At 72.8% G+C, this 16,852-nt stretch carries 15 protein-coding genes and 1 riboswitch; of the genes, 5 read left to right on the top strand and 10 right to left on the bottom strand.

Features of this window, described 5'->3' with window-relative positions:
* Positions 1-115: 115 nt before the first annotated feature.
* Together AB0D53_RS13460 and AB0D53_RS13455 are read right to left on the bottom strand one after the other, a co-directional pair.
* Complete coding sequence (locus tag AB0D53_RS13460) at positions 116-1,126, bottom strand: AEC family transporter (protein WP_362444564.1); 1,011 nt, start codon at positions 1,124-1,126, stop codon at positions 116-118.
* Positions 1,127-1,262: 136 nt separating this feature from the next.
* Positions 1,263-2,513, bottom strand: a complete 1,251-nt coding sequence (locus AB0D53_RS13455) for a cytochrome P450 (RefSeq protein WP_362444561.1) — start codon at positions 2,511-2,513, stop codon at positions 1,263-1,265.
* 280 nt (positions 2,514-2,793) lie between these two features.
* On the opposite strand from AB0D53_RS13455, the gene AB0D53_RS13450 reads away from it, so the two are divergent.
* On the top strand, positions 2,794-3,963 hold the full coding sequence (locus tag AB0D53_RS13450) for a steroid 3-ketoacyl-CoA thiolase (RefSeq protein ID WP_329816257.1): 1,170 nt from the start codon (positions 2,794-2,796) through the stop codon (positions 3,961-3,963).
* A gap of 100 nt (positions 3,964-4,063) precedes the next feature.
* Positions 4,064-5,350: an alpha/beta hydrolase gene (locus tag AB0D53_RS13445; protein ID WP_362444557.1), complete on the top strand. Its 1,287-nt coding sequence runs from the start codon at positions 4,064-4,066 to the stop codon at positions 5,348-5,350.
* 101 nt (positions 5,351-5,451) lie between these two features.
* Here the strand turns inward: AB0D53_RS13445 and AB0D53_RS13440 are convergent, their stop codons facing one another.
* The 7 genes from AB0D53_RS13440 to AB0D53_RS13410 form a co-directional block, all read right to left on the bottom strand.
* Positions 5,452-6,237 carry a hypothetical protein gene (locus AB0D53_RS13440; protein WP_362444554.1) on the bottom strand — a complete coding sequence of 262 codons (786 nt, stop codon included), beginning with the start codon at positions 6,235-6,237 and terminating at the stop codon, positions 5,452-5,454.
* 202 nt (positions 6,238-6,439) lie between these two features.
* The gene (locus tag AB0D53_RS13435; protein ID WP_362444551.1) at positions 6,440-6,880 is read right to left on the bottom strand and encodes a transglycosylase SLT domain-containing protein; all 441 of its coding nucleotides are present in this window, start codon (positions 6,878-6,880) and stop codon (positions 6,440-6,442) included.
* 320 nt (positions 6,881-7,200) lie between these two features.
* Complete coding sequence (locus AB0D53_RS13430; RefSeq protein ID WP_362444548.1) at positions 7,201-8,019, bottom strand: ECF transporter S component; 819 nt, start codon at positions 8,017-8,019, stop codon at positions 7,201-7,203.
* Positions 8,016-9,728 (bottom strand): ATP-binding cassette domain-containing protein, encoded by a 1,713-nt coding sequence (locus AB0D53_RS13425; protein WP_362444545.1) that lies wholly within the window; start codon positions 9,726-9,728, stop codon positions 8,016-8,018. Before AB0D53_RS13425 ends, AB0D53_RS13430 begins: the two co-directional genes overlap by 4 nt.
* Positions 9,725-10,882, bottom strand: coding sequence for an energy-coupling factor transporter transmembrane protein EcfT (locus tag AB0D53_RS13420; RefSeq protein WP_362444542.1), 1,158 nt, complete (start codon positions 10,880-10,882; stop codon positions 9,725-9,727). The genes AB0D53_RS13425 and AB0D53_RS13420 overlap by 4 nt, the downstream gene beginning before the upstream one ends.
* Positions 10,879-11,571 (bottom strand): SCO2322 family protein, encoded by a 693-nt coding sequence (locus AB0D53_RS13415; RefSeq protein WP_362444539.1) that lies wholly within the window; start codon positions 11,569-11,571, stop codon positions 10,879-10,881. The genes AB0D53_RS13420 and AB0D53_RS13415 overlap by 4 nt, the downstream gene beginning before the upstream one ends.
* The gene (locus tag AB0D53_RS13410; RefSeq protein ID WP_362444536.1) at positions 11,568-12,842 is read right to left on the bottom strand and encodes a prenyltransferase/squalene oxidase repeat-containing protein; all 1,275 of its coding nucleotides are present in this window, start codon (positions 12,840-12,842) and stop codon (positions 11,568-11,570) included. The genes AB0D53_RS13415 and AB0D53_RS13410 overlap by 4 nt, the downstream gene beginning before the upstream one ends.
* 109 nt (positions 12,843-12,951) lie before the next feature.
* A riboswitch (cobalamin riboswitch) is annotated at positions 12,952-13,087 on the bottom strand.
* A gap of 113 nt (positions 13,088-13,200) precedes the next feature.
* Between AB0D53_RS13410 and AB0D53_RS13405 the strand changes: the two genes are divergently transcribed.
* Entirely contained in the window at positions 13,201-13,761 is a 561-nt protein-coding gene (locus AB0D53_RS13405) for a DinB family protein (RefSeq protein ID WP_362444533.1), read from the top strand.
* Positions 13,762-13,811: 50 nt separating this feature from the next.
* Here the strand turns inward: AB0D53_RS13405 and AB0D53_RS13400 are convergent, their stop codons facing one another.
* Positions 13,812-14,852 carry an MBL fold metallo-hydrolase gene (locus AB0D53_RS13400; protein ID WP_362444530.1) on the bottom strand — a complete coding sequence of 347 codons (1,041 nt, stop codon included), beginning with the start codon at positions 14,850-14,852 and terminating at the stop codon, positions 13,812-13,814.
* A 294-nt stretch (positions 14,853-15,146) separates the two neighbouring features.
* Between AB0D53_RS13400 and AB0D53_RS13395 the strand changes: the two genes are divergently transcribed.
* A complete protein-coding gene (locus AB0D53_RS13395; RefSeq protein WP_362444527.1) occupies positions 15,147-16,607 on the top strand; it encodes an aldehyde dehydrogenase in 1,461 nt (486 codons plus the stop codon).
* Positions 16,607-16,840 (top strand): ferredoxin, encoded by a 234-nt coding sequence (locus AB0D53_RS13390; protein WP_362444524.1) that lies wholly within the window; start codon positions 16,607-16,609, stop codon positions 16,838-16,840. The genes AB0D53_RS13395 and AB0D53_RS13390 overlap by 1 nt, the downstream gene beginning before the upstream one ends.
* The last annotated feature ends 12 nt before the right edge of the window (positions 16,841-16,852 follow it).

The following is a 16,852-nucleotide window of genomic DNA, read 5'->3' as shown; positions in this document are numbered from 1 at the left end:
GTGCCGGGACGAACACCTCGTCCTGGCACCCCTTCGGCATGGATCGCCGCCTGACCAGCATCCGCCCTCCGGCGCCGGTCCGCCACCCGAACGGCCCGGAGTCCGCCGGGTGACCTCAGGAGCCGGTCGCCCCGAGGGCCCATGCGGCGAGCGAGAGCGTCGCCATGGAGACCACCGTCGAGGCCACCACCGCATCGCGGGCCGGCCGGGTGTCCAGTCCGTACTGCTGGGCGTAGATGAAGGCGTTCTGAGCGGTCGGCAGCGCCGAGCAGAGCACCACGGCGAGGAGTTGGTGCTCCGGCAGATGCAGCAACGGGCCGCCGACGGCGAACGCGATCAGGGGCTGGACCAGCGTCTTCAGCGCCACTGTCACGGCGACCTCGGCACGCGCCGTGTGCCCCGCGCCCGGCGTTCGTACCGGCCGCTCCGCGTTCGGCTCGGGTTCCGCCGAACCGGCTTCGGCCGGGCGGGCGTTCAGGGACAGCCCCAGCGTGATCAGGGCCGTCGGCACGGCGGCGGCGCCGAGCAGGTCGCAGGAGTGCGCGAGCGCATGCGGCAGCCGCAGCCCGAGCGCGGACACGGCCACCCCGAGCAACGAGGCCATGATGACGGGGTTGCGGACCGGCATGGTCAGCATCCGCCGGAACACCACGGCCCTCCCGGAGCGCGCCCCCGTCCCCGCTCCCGTCCCCGTGTCCAGCAGCGTCAGGATCACCGGGGAGACCAACAGCACCTGGAACAGGATGATCTGGGCGACGAACGACGCGTCACCGAGCACCTGGACCGCCACCGGAATGCCGAGGTTGGCGGAGTTGACGTAGCCCGACGTCATACTGCCGATCGCCCGGTCGGCCGTGCCGCGGCCGAAGAGCCGGCCGGCCGCCAGGAACCCGAGGCCGCAGACCAGCGCGGTGCCCGCGGCGAACGCGAGCATCGAGGAGTTGGCGAAGGAGGCCGGCCGCGCCCCGGACACCATGGTGAACAGGGCGGCGGGCATGGCCACATGGAAGACGAACCGGCCGAGCACGACCTCCGCCCGGTCGCCCAGCAGACCGCTGCGGCCGACCGTGTAGCCGATGGCGGTGAGCATCCAGATGGGGGCGAAGGCGGAGAACAGGGCGTGCATGCCCGTCATGATCCTCGCGCCGTTGTGCGCCCCCCGCACGGGGGTTCGGCGGGACATGGGGCCGGAGCCGGGTGCCGGTACGGACGGCGGGGGCCGGGGCGTGAGGAGTGGGACCCCGCCGCCCGGAACCCGGCGGTCAGCGCGTGGCGGTGCTGACCTGGAGCTGCTTGATCCCGTTGAGCCACGCCGAACGCAGCCGCCGCGGATCGCCGACCAGCCGCAGATCGGGCAGTACGTCGGCGATCGCGTTGAAGATCAGGTTGATCTCCATCACGGCGAGGGACTTGCCGAGGCAGAAGTGCGGACCGCCACCGCCGAAGCCGAGGTGGGGGTTGGGGTCGCGGGAGATGTCGAAGGCCTCCGGGTTCTCGAAGACCTCGGGGTCGTTGTTGGCCGACGAGTAGAACAGCCCGACCCGGTCGCCCTTCTTGATCTGCTGCCCGCCCAGTTCGGTGTCCTGGGTCGCGGTCCGCTGGAAGGAGACCACGGGGGTGGCCCAGCGGACGATCTCCTCGGCGGTCGTCTCCGGGCGTTCGCGCTTGTAGAGCTCCCACTCGTCGGGGTGGGTGAGGAAGGCGTGCATGCCGTGGCTGATGGCGTTGCGGGTGGTCTCGTTGCCGGCGACGGCGAGCAGGATCACGAAGAAGCCGAACTCGTCGGAGGAGAGGTTCCCTTCGCCCTCCGCGGCGACCAGCTGGGAGACGATGTCCTTGGCCGGGCACTCCTTGCGGGCGGCCGCGAGATTCATCGAGTACGAGACGATCTCCATGGCCGCCTCGGTGCCGACCTCCTCGGTGATCGCGTACTCGGGATCGTCGTACGCGGCCATCTTGTTGGACCAGTCGAAGATCTTGGACCGGTCCTCCTGAGGTACGCCGATGAGTTCCGCGATGGCCTGGAGCGGCAGTTCGACGGCGATGTTGGTGACGAAGTCGAACGAGCCGTCGTCGTCGGCCGCCGCGAGCGCGGTCTCCACGATCGAGCGGGCGCGGTCGCGCAGGGCCTGCTCCAGGGAGCGCACCGCCCGGGGGGTGAAGCCCCGCTGGACGATCTGGCGGACCCGGGTGTGCTCGGGCGGGTCCATGTTCAGCATGATCAGCTTCTGGACCTCGATCTGGTCCCGGCTGATCGACTCGTTGAAGCGGATGACCGCGGTGTTGGTGTGGGAGGAGAACAGCTCCGGGTGGGTGGAGACGTACTTGACGTCCGCATGCCGGGTGACGACCCAGTAGCCCTCGTCGTCGAAACCGGAGATGCCGGAGGGCTGGGCGCACCACCAGACCGGTGCGGTCTGCCGCATCTGTGCGAACTCCGGGTGCGGAATGCGGGCTTGGAGCAGATCGGGGTCGGTGAAGTCGAACCCTTCGGGCAGATGGGGGCAGGACATCGGCAGCTCCAGGTCGGTCCGAGGGCCGCACGGACGTTGCCTGACGACCCATCAGATGTTGACGGAAAGGTAGTAACGAGTTCTACAACTGGCAAGAGCGGCGGTCCGTTCTGTTGCGTGAAGAGTGAGTGGGGTCGGTATGAAGCGGACGCAAGGAGCGTGCAGCACTCTTGCGTACCGGGGGTAAGCCTCATAAGACTGCTAAAGAACTAGAACGCGTACTAGTTCCATCCGTGGGCGCCGGGACGCCCCTGCGGAAGTGCGAGGAGAGGACGAGCTCATGGCCGCGGAACCCGTCATCGTCGAAGCCGTACGCACCCCCATCGGCAAGCGCCAGGGCGCGCTCGCCAATCTGCATCCCGGCTATCTGCTGGGCGAGACCTACCGAGAACTCCTCGGCCGCACCGGCATCCACGCCGACTGCGTCGAACAGATCGTCGGCGGCACGGTCACCCACGCCGGCGAACAGTCCATGAACCCGGCGCGCAACGCCTGGCTCGCCGTGGGTCTTCCGTACGAGACCGCCGCCACCACCGTGGACTGCCAGTGCGGTTCCTCGCAGCAGGCCTCCCACATGGTGGCCAATATGATCGCGGCCGGAGTCATCGACGTCGGCATCAGCTGCGGTGTCGAGGCCATGTCGCGGGTGCCGCTGGGCAGTGGCTCCAAGCACGGGCCGGGCAAGCCCTGGCCCGACGAGTGGAACGTCGACCTGCCCAACCAGTTCGAGGCCGCCGAGCGCATCGCCCGCAAACGCGGACTGACCCGGGAGAACGTCGACTCGCTCGGGCTGATCTCGCAGGAGCGGGCCGCCGTCGCCTGGGCCGAGGAGCGGTTCAAACGGGAGACGTACGCCGTCCAGGTGCCGACCACCGAGGAGGAGCAGGCGGCCGGACAGGGCATGTGGCGTCTGGTCGACCGGGACGAAGGGCTGCGCGACACCACCATGGAGGGGCTCGGCCGGCTCAAGCCCGTCATGCCCACCGCCATCCACACCGCGGGCAACTCCTCGCAGATATCCGACGGCGCCTGCGCGATCATGTGGGCCTCCAAGCGGATGGCGCGCGCCCTCAAGCTCAAGCCCCGTGCCCGGATCGTCGCCCAGGCCCTGGTCGGCTCGGACCCGCACTTCCACCTCGACGGGCCGGTCGACGCGACCCGCGCGGTGCTAGGCAAGGCCGGGATGTCGCTCAAGGACATCGACATCGTCGAGATCAACGAGGCCTTCGCGTCGGTGGTGCTGAGCTGGACCCAGGTGTTCGGGCAGGACCTGGAGAAGGTCAACGTCAACGGCGGCGCCATCGCGCTCGGCCACCCGGTGGGCGCCACCGGAGCCCGGCTGATCACCACGGCCCTGCACGAACTGGAGCGCCGCGACAAGGAGTTCGCCCTCATCACGATGTGTGCGGGCGGCGCCCTGGCGACCGGAACGATCATCCAGCGGCTCTGAGGGGCGGGCGGGCCCCCGGCCCGGGGTGTTGTCAGGTGTACCCCGGGCCGGGTGCCCACGCCGATGTCGGCGCGGCGCGCGGCGGCCTAGCGTCGTCGTCATGGAAATCAACAACAGCCGTACGGCGCAGCAGACTTCGCCCAAGGGCCGACGCATCGCCCGCCGGACGGCGGCAGCAGCCGCGGCGCTGGTCCTCGCCGCCCTCGGCACCGCCCCCGCCGTGGCACAACAGCCCGCCGGGACACCGGGGGCACACCACCAGGCCACCACCCAGGGCAGAGGGACCCTGCTGGGCATCACCCCCGTGGCCCGCCTCGACCGTGCGGACGTCGCCCGCTTCCTCGCCTCGGGCGGCATGGACACCGGCACCGTCCGCCACGGACTGCGGGCCTACCGCCTCACCTACCGCACCGTCACCCCGCAGGGCGCACCCACCACGGCGACCGGCCTCCTCGCCCTCCCCGACGGCGGCCCCCACCGGCTCGACCTGGTCTCCGACACCCACGGCACCATGGCCCACCGCGACTACGCCCCCTCCGTCGGCGAGGACTTCGGCCGCTTCGCCCCGTACCTCCACGCCTCCGCGGGCCGGGCCGTCGCCGCACCCGACTACCTGGGCCTCGGCAAGGGCCCCGGACGCCACCCCTACATGGACACGAAGTCCTCCGTCACCGCCACCGTCGACATGCTGCGGGCCGCCCGCACCGCCGCGCTGCGCCTGGACCGGCCGCTCACCGGCGATGTGTACGCCAGCGGCTTCTCCCAGGGCGGCCAGGTCGCCATGGCCCTGGGCAAGGCCCTCGACAACGGAGCGGACCGGCACTTCAGGCTCCGGGCCCTCGCGCCCGTGTCGGGCCCCTTCGACATCGAGCACGCGGAGACGCCCGCCCTGTTCGACGGCAGGGTCAACGACACCAGCGCCGTCTTCTACATGTCGTACTACCTCACCGCGCAGAGCAGACTCCACCCGCTCTACAAGGACCCGTCCGAGGCGTTCCGGAAGCCGTACGCCGCGATCGTGGACGACCTCTTCGACTCCCATCACACCGAGGAGCAGATCATCCCGGCGCTGCCCGCGACGCTGAAGGAGCTGCTCACCGACGACTACTACCGCCGGCTCCAGCACCTCACCGGCGGTCTGCTGGAGGCGGCGCGTGCCCAGGACGGCAACTGCGCCTGGAAGCCGGACGTTCCGGTGCGGCTCTACTCCTCGTCCGGCGACACCGATGTCCCGATCGCCAACGCCCGGCACTGCGCCGCCGATCTGGCGGCCCGGGGCGTCGAGGTTCCGGTGATCGACCAGGGCGGGGCCGACCACAACACCACGTACATGAAGTCGGGTCCGCAGATCGTCCGCTGGTTCGACACGGTGGCCGCGCGGCGCTGAGCGCGGCGGGCCCGTGGGGAGCGGGGGAGTGGGGGAGTGGGGGGAACCCCGGCCGGTCGTCCGGCCGGGGCCCGCGTCGCCGGGGCGACGGCAGGCGTGCCTCAGTACGGCACGTGGGTGGGGAAGGTGGCGGTGGGGCTGAACAGCGCCGCGTATCCCTCTTCGTGGTGGCGGCGGTGCCGCCCGGACCGGCCGACGTCCGCGACGGGGGTCGCGAGAGTGAGCAGCCCGTTGTTGGCGAGTTCCTGTACGCGCATCAGCAGTGTGCGTACCTCCAGGCCGAGTTCCGCGGCCACCGTCTGCAGATCGAGACCGGACTCCCAGCTCCACAGCAGTACGGAGTCCATGCTCGGCGACCAGATGACGGAGCTCTCCATGTCGACGGGCGGGGACGGCGACGGGATGTAGGCCAGGGTCCCGGTCGTGGCCGGCGCGGGGGCCGAGACCGGTGCGGGGGCCGGGACCGGGGTGGGGGCCGGGACCGGGGTGGGGGGCGCAGCCGGTGGTGGGGTGGGCTGCGTGGCCTTGGGCGGTGGCGGAGGGGTCTCGTCGGCCGGGCGCGGCAGGGGGGTCTCCGGCGCTGCGGCAGGCTTGCCCGCCGGTTCGCCCGCCGGGGGCGAGGACCGGCTCAGGAGCTTCTCGGCGAGGGACCGTGCGTCGGTGCGGCCGACGGTGCGTCGTGCTAATCGCACTTCACGCTCGTTCAGGCCCATCAGGTCCGCGATCGATCCGTCGTCGCCGACCGTGACGGCGAAAGCGGCCAGCGTTCTGCTCCGCTCCGCCTGCGTCTCGTCCAGCAACGCCTGTGCCCGGCGCATGCGTTCGTCGCTGGCGCAGAAAGCTTCCGCCAGGACGGTGTTCCTCTCCCAGAATTCTCGTGGTTCCACGAGATTCACAACGCGCGGGTGGCCGCCGGGAAAGGACGGGCGAGCCAAATGCGCCTAAATGGACTAACGAGTAATAACTTGGCCAAGTGATATCAAGCGGCCTATTCGCCCGGCGGCGGCCGGGTACGGACATGGGCATGGCGAAGGCCCCGACCGGTGGTCGGGGCCTTCGCGCCGGAGTCCGGAAGGCGGAGGTGCCGGCTCAGTACCAGTGGTTGGCCTGCCAGAACGACCAGGCGGCGCACGGGCTGCCGTAGCGGGAGTTCATGTAGTCCACGCCCCACTTGATCTGGGTCGTGGGGTTGGTCCGCCAGTCGGCTCCGGCGGAAGCCATCTTCGAGCCGGGCAGGGCCTGCACGAGACCGTAGGCGCCGGAGGAGGCGTTGGTCGCGTGGTGGTTCCAGCCGCTCTCGCGCTGGACGATGTTGCTGAAGCACTGGAACTGCGCGGCGTCGCCGATCATCGACTTCGCCGTGGCCTGCGCGCTCGCCGCGACCGTCGTCGGCGCGGTGGCCGGAGCGGCCATGGCCGGGGTGACGCCGAGGCCCAGACCGGTGGCGCCGAGGAGTACGGCGGCGCCGGCGACGGCGGACTTGCGGCGGGCGGTGCGGGGCTTGGCGAGGATGGTGCGGGCGAACGACACAGAGAGTCCTGACGTCGGGTACGGGGGAGTCGCGGGCCGGTCCGGATCGTGCGGTGGTGCGGGTGGACCGGTCTTCGTCGACCGCGGTCCGGTTCGGCGGACCCTGCGGTGCTCGGCGACTCATCCAGTGATAGCGGCGGCCTTCGGCCACCGCAACGACCCCGGGTACGAACCCGCCTGGTACCCGGACCCGAAGGACCCGGGCCACCCCGGCCGCCCGGCGGGCGTCGCGGCAGGTCGGCGCGGGTGCCGGGGAAAGAGCCCGGCCCCGGGGCGGCTACTGCCCCGGATAGTGGTGGACCAAGGTCCTGTGGGAGCCCTCACTCGCGGGGAGCGTCAAATGTGACCTGGGCCTCGAAGTTGGCGCGGCGGGTGGCCCTCCGCAGCGCCTTCAGCAGCGCCGGACCGACCGCCAGCGTCAGCACCGCGGTGAGCACCGCCCGGCCCAGGTCCCAGCCGAGCGAGGTGGCCGCGCAGTACGCGAGGAAGCGCACCAGGTTGTCGGTCACCGGATCCCCGGGGTGGAACGAGATCCCCGAGCCGAGACCGGGCACGATCGTCCAGCCGTACAGGTTCATCACCGTGCCGTACGCGAACGACGCCACGAACCCGAACCCCGCCAGCATCAGCAGCTCGGCCCGCCCGCGCAGCCGGTCCGGGCCCGGCAGCAGGCCCGCGCCCATCGCGAACCAGCCCATCGACAGCATCTGGAACGGCATCCACGGCCCCACGCCGCCGGTGAGCAGCGCCGAGGCGAACATGGTCACCGAGCCGAGCACGAAGCCGAAGCCGGGCCCGAGCACCCGGCCGCTCAGCACCATCAGGAAGAACATCGGCTCCAGCCCCGCCGTGCCCGCCCCCAGCGGCCGCAGGGCCGCGCCGACCGCGGCCAGCACCCCCAGCATCGCCACCGCCTTCGCGTCCAGACCGGAGTCCGCGATCATCGCGACGACCACCCCGACCAGCAGTGGCAGCAGCGCGGCGAACAGCCACGGCGCGTCCTGCGCGTGCGCCAGACCGGCGTCGGGGCCGGCCAGCAGCGGCCAGCCGAACGCGACCACCCCGATCGCGCTGACGACGACGAGCGCGGCGATCGCCCGCGGCCCGAGCCGTACCGGCCGCACCTGGCGCCCGCTCACGACGGCTCTCCCAGTGCGGCGCGCACCTGCGCCACGGTCAGCCACTCCTGCGGGGCGAGGATCTTCGCGGTCTGCGGCGCGAACGCCGGGGACGAGACCACCACCTGCCGGGTCTCGCCGTCCGCGACCGTCTCCCCGTCGGCGAGGATCACCACCCGGTGCGCCAGCTCGGCGGCGAGCTCCACGTCGTGCGTGGCCAGCACGATCGCGTGACCGTCGGCCGCGAGGCCCCGGAGCACCACGACCAGCCGGGCCTTCGCCGCGTAGTCCAGGCCGCGCGTCGGCTCGTCCAGGAGCAGCAGCGGGGGCCGTGCGGTGAGCACGACCGCCAGGGCGAGCGCGAGCCGCTGGCCCTCGGAGAGATCGCGGGGATGGGTGTCGTCCGGCACGCCCGGCAGCAGTTCGGAGACCAGTGCCCGGCAGCTGCCCGGGGCGGCCCCCGCGTCGCCGTCGGCCGCGGCGCACTCGGCGGCGACGGTGTCCGCGTACAGCAGATCGCGTGGCTCCTGCGGTACGAGCCCGACCCGGCGCACCATCTCGCGCGGCTCGGTGCGGTGCGGGGTCCGGCCGCCGACCAGGACGGTGCCGGTGGTGGGCTCGACCATGCCGACGAGGGTGGCCAGCAGGGTGGACTTGCCCGCGCCGTTGCGGCCCATCAGGGCGACGGTCTCGCCGGGGGCGACGGTGAGCGTCACCCGGCGCAGCGCCTCGACCCGGCCGCGTCGTACGCCGAGCCGCTCGACCCGGGCCGTGGCGTCGGCGACGGGCTCGGGCACGTCGGGCGTCCGCGCGCCGCGGCCCAGCAGCCGGGCCAGGGCGCCGCGCCGTACGGGGGAGGGGGCCGGGGCGGGCAGCGTGGGGGCGGTCACCGGCTCCGGAGCGGGCGGCCGCACCGACGCGAGCCGTTCGCGCAGGCCCGCCGCCCGGCGCCGGGCATCGCGGACCGAGAGCGGCAGCGGCTCCCAGCCCGCCAGCCGGCCCAGCGCGACGACCGGCGGGCGGACCGGGGAGACGGCCATGACATCCGCCGGCGCGCCCATGACCGGGGCGGCGCCCGGCGACGGCAGCAGGACGACCTGGTCCGCGTACTGCACCACCCGCTCCAGCCGGTGCTCCGCCATCAGGACCGTCGTTCCCAGGTCGTGCACCAGCCGTTGCAGCACGGCGAGGACCTCCTCGGCCGCCGCCGGGTCCAGCGCGGACGTCGGCTCGTCGAGGACCAGGACCTTCGGGTGCGGGGTGAGGACGGAACCGATCGCGACCCGCTGCTGCTGGCCGCCGGAGAGCGTGGCGATCGGCCGGTCGCGCAGCCCGGCGAGCCCCAGCAGGTCCAGGGTCTCCTCGACCCGCCGGCGCATCACGCCGGGGGCCAGGCCCAGCGACTCCATGCCGTACGCCAGCTCGTCCTCGACCGTGTCGGTGACGAAGTGGGAGAGCGGGTCCTGGCCCACCGTGCCGACCAGATCGGCGAGTTCACGCGGCTTGTGGGTACGGGTGTCGCGCCCGTCGACCGTGACCCGGCCGCTCAGCGTGCCGCCGGTGAAGTGCGGCACCAGACCCGAGACGGCCCCGAGCAGCGTCGACTTGCCGACCCCGGACGGGCCGACGAGCAGCACCAGCTCGCCCTCGGGAACGGTCAGATCGACCCCGCGGAGAGTGGCCCGTGCCGCCCCCTCGTAGCGCACCGAGACCTGCTCGAACCGGATCACTGGATCTCCTTGGAACGCGGGCCGCCCGCGGGCGGCGGCACCGGTGCCACCACCGCGGGCAGCAGCCCGATCAGCACCGCGGCCGCGGGCCACAGCGGAAGCACCGGCGCGACCAGCGGTACGACCCCGGGGTGCAGCGCCGCCCCGTCGGCACCGCCCGCCCAGATCATCGCCACCGCGACCGCGACACCCGAGCCCGCCACCAGACAGGCCCGCGCACCCCACCGGTCGGGCCGGTAGCGGGTACGCACCGAACGGGCCCCGCCGAGCCGCAGCCCGGCCACCGCGGCGACGAGCCCGGCGATCAGCAGCGGCAGCCCGTACACCGCACCCTGCGCGGCCAGCAGACAGTACGTACCGGCGCACACCCCGAGCAGCCCGCCGAGGGTGAGGACGTTCGTGGTGTGCCGGACGGCGGGCGGGACCTGGGCGGTGCGCCCGTATCCGCGCGCGTCCATCGACGCCGCCACCGCGACCGACCGCTCCAGCGCGCCCTCCAGGACCGGCAGCCCGATCTGGAGGACCGCCTTGACGCCACCGGTCGGGCGGCCGCGCAGCCGCCGTGCGGTGCGCAGCCGCATCACGTCGGCGACCATGTTCGGCGCGAACGTCATCGCGACGACGACCGCGACGCCCGCCTCGTACAGCGCGCCCGGCAGCGACTTCAGCAGCCGGGCCGGGTTGGCGAGCGAGTTCGCCGCACCGACGCAGATCAGCAGGGTGGCCAGCTTCGCTCCGTCGTACAGCGCGAAGACCAGCTGCTCGGCGGTGACCCGGCCACCGATCCTGACCCCCTTCGCCCAGTCGGGCAAAGGCACCTCGGGGAGCGTGAACAGCGTGTGGGTACCGGGGATCGGCGAACCGAGAAAGACGGAGAAGACCAGCCGCACACCGACGACGAACAGCCCGATCCGGATGAACGCCCCGTACGAACGTGCCCACGGCGCGTCCGTGCGGCGCACCGCCACGACGTAACCGGCCACCCCCACCAGCAGTCCGAGCAGCAGCGGATTGGTGGTCCGGGACGCGGCGGTGGCGAGGCCGAGCGCCCACAGCCACCAGGCCCCTGCGGGCAGGGCGTTGCTCCGGTTCGCCTCGGGGGCGCGCAGCGGGCGGCTGCGCGCCAGGACGGCGGAGCCGGTCGGGGCGGTCATCCGCGGCGGCGGCGGGACTGCACGACCGCGGCGACGCCGAGAACGAGGACGGCGCCGACCCCGACGAGCACCCCGGCGGACGGGCCGGAGGAGCCGCCCGGGCCGGAGGAGGCGGCGGACCCGGCCGGTGCGGACGGGGCGGAGGCGGACGGGGATGTGGCGGGCGTGCCCTGCCCGTCGCCGGAGACCTGCTCGCCGCAGCCGGAGGCCGGGTAGCCGGTGATCGCGCAGAGCATCGCGTCGCTGCTGTACCGCAGCGGCTTCGCCACCGAGGCGAGCGCCTCCGCGGCGCTCGCGTCGGGGTCCACCCGCGCGCACGCGGTGCGCGGCGTGGGCGGTGTCTCACCGGCCGGGGCGTCCGCGGCCGTGCCCGGGTCGATGACGAGCGCGATCCGCTTGGTGCCGTCCTCGGCCGGGGTGTCCGCGCATATCTTCGTGAAGTCGGGGGCGCGGCGCGGCTTCGCCGAGTCCTGGGAGTCCTCGCTCACCGAGAACCGGAAACCCTGCACCGCCCCGTCGTCCGGCCGGACCAGGGACGGGCCCTGGGTGGCGTACGTCCAGCCGGAGCCGGAGCTCTCCCAGTACGACCAGTACCGGTAGCCGGCCGCCTGGGCCGGTCCGGCGCCGAGCACGGCCAGGACGGCGCCCAGGACCACCAGCAGCGCGGTGGCCCGTCCCGCGCGCCTCACGGCTGCCTGTTCTTGCGGCGGCCGCTGATCAGGAAGAACGCGATCGCGGCGAGGACGAGGCCGATGCCGATGTACCACCACACGCCGCCGATCACGTCGTCGCCGCTGTGGACCTGGTCCTTCTCGGTGGCCTCGTACCCGGTGTCGGCGGACGGGTCGGGCGTCACGACGGCGGCGGGCTCGGGGCCGGCCGCGTTCAGCCGGGCGACCAGGTCGACGCCGCCGAAGTCCCGGGCGTCGTCGCCGGTCGAGTGGGCGGCCAGGATCAGCTGGGCGTAGGCGGCGGGGCCGCTCCCGGCGGCCCAGTCCGCGGAGTTCTTCTTCAGCCAGCCGATGGCCCCGGCCGCCTTGTCCTGGTGGCCGGAGGCGGACAGGGCGACGACCGCGTCGGCGGTGTTGCCGAAGTCGGGCTGCGGGGTGGTGTCGGTGGCACCGGGCATCGGCGCCAGGTCCAGGTGGTTGCTGCCGGCGAGGGCGCCGACGAGGTAGTGGGCACCGTTCTGGGCGGCCTGCTCGGGCGTGAGGCCGGAGCCCGGGTGGCAGCTGGGCGCCTTGCCCGCGGCGTTGTTCCCGACGGCCATCGCCTTGCCCATCGTGCCGAGCACGGCGGCCGCGGTGGCGTCCGCGTTCGCGGCGAGCTTCCCCTTCTTGTCGGGCTGGTACGCGAAGGCGCCGCCGTCCTTGCCGCCGCACGGGATCGCGAGCGCGAGCAGCGGGTCGTAGGGGGTCTTCCCACCGGGGGTGGTGATGTCGGCGAGCCGCTGCCCCTGCCGGGCGAGGGCGCCGATCACCAGGGAGGTGGAGTTGGCGTCGCTGGGCGTGCCGGCGGTGTAGCCCCAGCCGCCGTCCTCGTTCTGCACGGACTTCAGCCAGCGCACCGAGTTGTTCACGGTCTCCCGGTGCCCGCCGACCTCGACCAGCGCCTGGGCGGCGGCCGCGGTGGCATTGGTGTCCCGCACCGTCTTCGCGTCGCACGGCGCGGAGACATCGGGCCGGAACGCGGCGTAGGAGCCGTCGGCGCACTGCTGGGAGACCAGCCAGTCCACCGACTTCGCGGCCGGGGTGACCCCTTCCAGCCGCTGGGCGAGGAACGACATCGACTGCCGCCACACCCCGTCGTAGGTGGGGTCCTTCGTGCCGTACAGCCCGGCGGGCAGTGCGGCGGACGGCGAGGGCGAGGGGGACGGCGCTGCGACCGCGACCGGCGCTGCGGCCGAGCAGAGCACGGCGGCGGTGGCGGCGAGCGTTGCTGCGCTGCGGCGTACGGTCATGGCGGGCGGGGCCTCTCCTGCGGGGTGAACCGGGCACAGGCACGCTCAGGCACCAGGCTCCGGCTCCGTATACCTCGACGGTGCCGACCTCCGGTGGGTCCGGTGGTCCGAGCCGGTCACGACCGCGGACAGGGCATTCCGACTCACCGTCTGCGACGACGGCTCACGGCTGCGTGGTCAGTGCCGGATTCGCACCGGCTTCCCCCTGAACGGGCATGATGACGACCCGCACACTCTACCGGGCGGGCCCGGCCGGGCCCGGGGCGGCTTCGGCCCACCGACGGTGCGGAAACCCACTGGCGGGCAACGCCGGAAACCCACTGGCGAGTTCGGCCCCGAACGGACGACCATGTCCCGCATGAGTGATCAACCCGCACGCTGGACCCAGGCGACCGTCTACCCCGACATGTGGGCGGACCCGGACGACGACCCCCGCAACTCGGAAGGTGCCGGTCCGGACGGCGAGCTCCCGACGCTCCAGGAGTACCTGCGCGACTACCGGCTGACCCTGAGGATGAAGTGCGAGGGCCTGGACGCGGAGCAGCTGGCCCGGCGCTCGGTCCCGCCGTCGACGCTGTCGCTGCTCGGCCTCCTGCGCCACCTCGCCGAGGTGGAACGGGACTGGCGCAACTGGATCACCGACGGTGAGCCGCTGCCCAAGCTGTACGGCAGACGTGACGCGGACTTCGACGGAGCCGTCGCCGATCAGGCCGTGGTCGACGCCGCCTACGCCGATCTGGAGCGTGAGCAGGCCGCGACCGACGCCGCACTGGCCGGCCACGCGGACCTGGGCGAGCGGCTGGGGAAGGACAGCGTCTCCGTCCGGTCGCTGCTGGTGCACAGGATCGAGGAGTACGCCCGGCACTGCGGGCAGGCCGACCTGCTGCGCGAGTGCATCGACGGACGGGTGGGCCAGTGAGGCCCGGCCGGTGAGCTGAAGGGTGCGGGGCGGGGCGGCCCGCCCCGCACTCACACCGCCGTGTACCTCACCGGCTCGCTGCCCGGCACCGCCTCCGCGCGCCCGAGCTTCACCAGCCGCCGCAGATGCGCCTCCGCCTCCGAGACGGCGATGTTCCTGGAGCCGTGCGGGATCTGCTCCCAGGGCCGGTTCCACTCCATCCGCTCGGCCAGCTCCCACGGCGTCAGCGGCTGTGCCAGCAGACCCAGCAGCCCGGTCAGCCGCTCCTCGTGATGGCCGATGAGCTCCTGCACGCGTCCCGCCGCATCGGTGAAGGCGTACTGATGGGCGGGCAGCACCTCGGCGGCCCCGAGCCTGCCGATCCGCTCCAGCGAGTCCAGGTAGTCACCGAGGGGATCGCCGACCGTCGCGTCGTCCGGGTCCTCGTACAGCCCGATGTGCGGACTGATCCCCGGCAGCAGATGGTCACCCGAGAAGAGCCGCCCACGGCCCGGCAGGTTCCCCGGATGCTCCTCCTCCAGATGCAGGCACACATGCCCCGGCGTGTGCCCCGGCGTCCAGATCGCCCGCAGCCTGCGCCCCGCCAGATCGAGCAGCTCACCGGGGACGATCTCCCGGTCCGGCAGCGCGGCCCGCAGCCCCGGCAGCGCCCGCGCCCGCCCTCCGCCGGCCGCGGCGGCCCGCAACGGCGCGAGGTGCTCCTCGGGCGCGCCGACCGCGGTGAGCTTGGCCGCGAGGTACGCCAGCCAGGTACCGGGCCGGGACTCCCGGGTACGCCGCACGATCGCGGTGTCCGCCGCGTGCATGGCGATCCAGGCCCCGGAGGCATCGCGCACCTGCCCGGAGAGCCCGTGGTGGTCGGGGTGGTGGTGGGTGATGACCACCCCGTGGATGTCCGCCACCCCCGTACCGACGGCGGCGAGCCCGGCGCCGAGCGTGTCCCACGCCTCGGGGTCGTCCCACCCGGTGTCGATCAGGACCGGCCCCCGGTCGGTGTCCAGGACGTGCACGAGGGTATGGCCGAGCGGATTGTCCGGGATGGGCACCTTGATGCTGTGCACGCCCCCGCCGTGGTCGGTCACCTGCGTCATGAGGTCCCCATCTCTCCAGACAACGTGCGGAATTGCGGCTCCGGTGCGTCGCCCCCACTGTAACGAGAACTTGTTCCAGTAGTAGCCCTGGTCGACCATCTGGTCCGGGCCATGGGCTCGGCCTTTCGTGGGGCGGCGGTGTCCCGCGCGACGCCGAAGCCGTCCGCGTGCATGTCGAACGGTGTCGCGGACGTGGACTCCTGGAACTGGAACTGGTATCAGTTCTGACACGGAGTCAGATGCCGGGTCGGATACTGAGCCGGGCAACGCGCCGGGCCGCGGGAGGCAGCAGTCATGACCGAGCTTGTCGAACACGGAAAACTGTTCATCGGCGGGGAGTTGGTCGATCCGCTGGGCCGGGACACCATCGAGGTCGTCTCGCCGCACACCGAAGAGGTCATCGGCCGGGTGCCGCACGCGAGTGAGGCGGATGTGGACCGGGCCGTCGAGGCCGGGCGGCGGGCGTTCGACGCGGGGCCCTGGGCGCGGATGGGCCTGGACGAGCGGATCGCGGTGGTGACCAGGATCAAGGACGGCTTCGCCGTGCGGTACGAGGAGATCGCCCGGGTCATCAGCTCGGAGAACGGCACCCCGTACACGTCGAGCGTCATGGTGCAGGCGCTCGCCGCGATGATGGTGTGGGACGCGGCGATCACCGTCGCCCGCGACTTCCCGTACGAGGAGCGGCGGGCCGGGGCGCTCGGGCCGCTGCTGGTGCGCCGGGAGCCGGTCGGGGTGGTCGCGGCCGTGGTGCCGTGGAACGTTCCGCAGTTCACCGCCGCCGCCAAGCTCGCGCCCGCCCTGCTGGCCGGCTGCTCCGCCGTGCTCAAGGTCTCGCCCGAGTCCCCGCTGGACGCCTACATCCTGGCCGAGATCGCCGCCGAGGCCGGGCTGCCGGAGGGGGTGCTGTCGATCCTTCCGGCCGACCGGGAGGTCAGCGAGTACCTGGTCGGGCACCCCGGCGTCGACAAGGTGTCGTTCACCGGCTCCGTGGCCGCCGGGCGCCGGGTGATGGAGGTCGCCTCGCGCAACCTCACCCGGGTCACCCTGGAGCTGGGCGGCAAGTCCGCCGCGGTCATCCTGCCGGACGCCGATCTGGACGCCGCCGTGGCGGGCATCGTCCCCTTCGCCTGGATGATCAACGGCCAGGCGTGCGTGGCCCAGACCCGCATCCTCGTCCCGCGCTCCCGTTACGACGAGACGGCCGAGGCGTTCGCCGCGGCGGCCGGTGCGCTGAAGGTCGGCGACCCGCTCGACCCCGCCACCGAACTCGGCCCGCTGGTCGCGCAGCGCCAGCAGCGGCGTTCGCTCGACTACATCCGGATCGGGCAGGACGAAGGCGCCAAGATCCTCACCGGCGGCGGCCGTCCGGCTTCCCAGGAGCGGGGCTGGTACGTCGAGCCGACCCTCTTCGGTGACGTCGACAACTCCATGCGCATCGCCCGCGAGGAGATCTTCGGCCCCGTCATCTGCCTGCTGCCGTACGGCGACGAGGACGAGGCCGTACGGATCGCCAACGACTCCGACTACGGCCTCAGCGGCAGCGTCTGGACCGCCGACACCGAACGCGGCATCGACATCGCCCGCCGGGTCAGGACCGGTACGTACAGCGTGAACACCTTCAGTCTCGACATGCTCGGCCCGTTCGGCGGGTACAAGAACTCAGGTCTGGGGCGGGAGTTCGGCCCCGAGGGGTACGGCGAGTACTTCGAGCACAAGATGATCCACCTGCCGGCCGGATACGAGGGGGCGTGATGGGGGACCGCTGGGCCGTGGAGGTCGACCGGGGGATCTGCATCGGCTCCGGGATGTGCCTGAACCACGCACCGGGCCGCTTCGCCCTGGACTCCGCCCGGCAGTCGCGCCCGGTGGTCCCGGAGACCGACGCCGACGAGCAGGTCCTCACGGCGGCCGAGGGCTGCCCGGTCGAGGCGATCACGATCACGCTGACCGGCTCGGGGGAGGTCGTCTTCCCGCCGGAGGACTAGGGCGCTTCGTCC

The organism is Streptomyces sp. NPDC048295 (assembly GCF_040652135.1).
Lineage (GTDB): Bacteria > Actinomycetota > Actinomycetes > Streptomycetales > Streptomycetaceae > Streptomyces.
The sequence above is the reverse complement of the archived record's forward strand: the minus strand, read 5'-3'. Positions and strand labels throughout refer to the sequence as shown.

Bases quoted from the DNA above. Each gene is read 5' to 3' on its own strand.
- AB0D53_RS13390 (WP_362444524.1), top strand. From the start codon at position 16,607: ATGGGGGACCGCTGGGCCGTGGAGGTCGACCGGGGGATCTGCATCGGC.
- AB0D53_RS13445 (WP_362444557.1), top strand. From the start codon at position 4,064: ATGGAAATCAACAACAGCCGTACGGCGCAGCAGACTTCGCCCAAGGGC.
- AB0D53_RS13400 (WP_362444530.1), bottom strand. From the start codon at position 14,852: ATGACGCAGGTGACCGACCACGGCGGGGGCGTGCACAGCATCAAGGTG.
- AB0D53_RS13420 (WP_362444542.1), bottom strand. From the start codon at position 10,882: ATGACCGCCCCGACCGGCTCCGCCGTCCTGGCGCGCAGCCGCCCGCTG.
- AB0D53_RS13460 (WP_362444564.1), bottom strand. From the start codon at position 1,126: ATGCACGCCCTGTTCTCCGCCTTCGCCCCCATCTGGATGCTCACCGCC.
- AB0D53_RS13395 (WP_362444527.1), top strand. From the start codon at position 15,147: ATGACCGAGCTTGTCGAACACGGAAAACTGTTCATCGGCGGGGAGTTG.
- AB0D53_RS13405 (WP_362444533.1), top strand. From the start codon at position 13,201: ATGAGTGATCAACCCGCACGCTGGACCCAGGCGACCGTCTACCCCGAC.
- AB0D53_RS13455 (WP_362444561.1), bottom strand. From the start codon at position 2,513: ATGTCCTGCCCCCATCTGCCCGAAGGGTTCGACTTCACCGACCCCGAT.
- AB0D53_RS13450 (WP_329816257.1), top strand. From the start codon at position 2,794: ATGGCCGCGGAACCCGTCATCGTCGAAGCCGTACGCACCCCCATCGGC.
- AB0D53_RS13410 (WP_362444536.1), bottom strand. From the start codon at position 12,842: ATGACCGTACGCCGCAGCGCAGCAACGCTCGCCGCCACCGCCGCCGTG.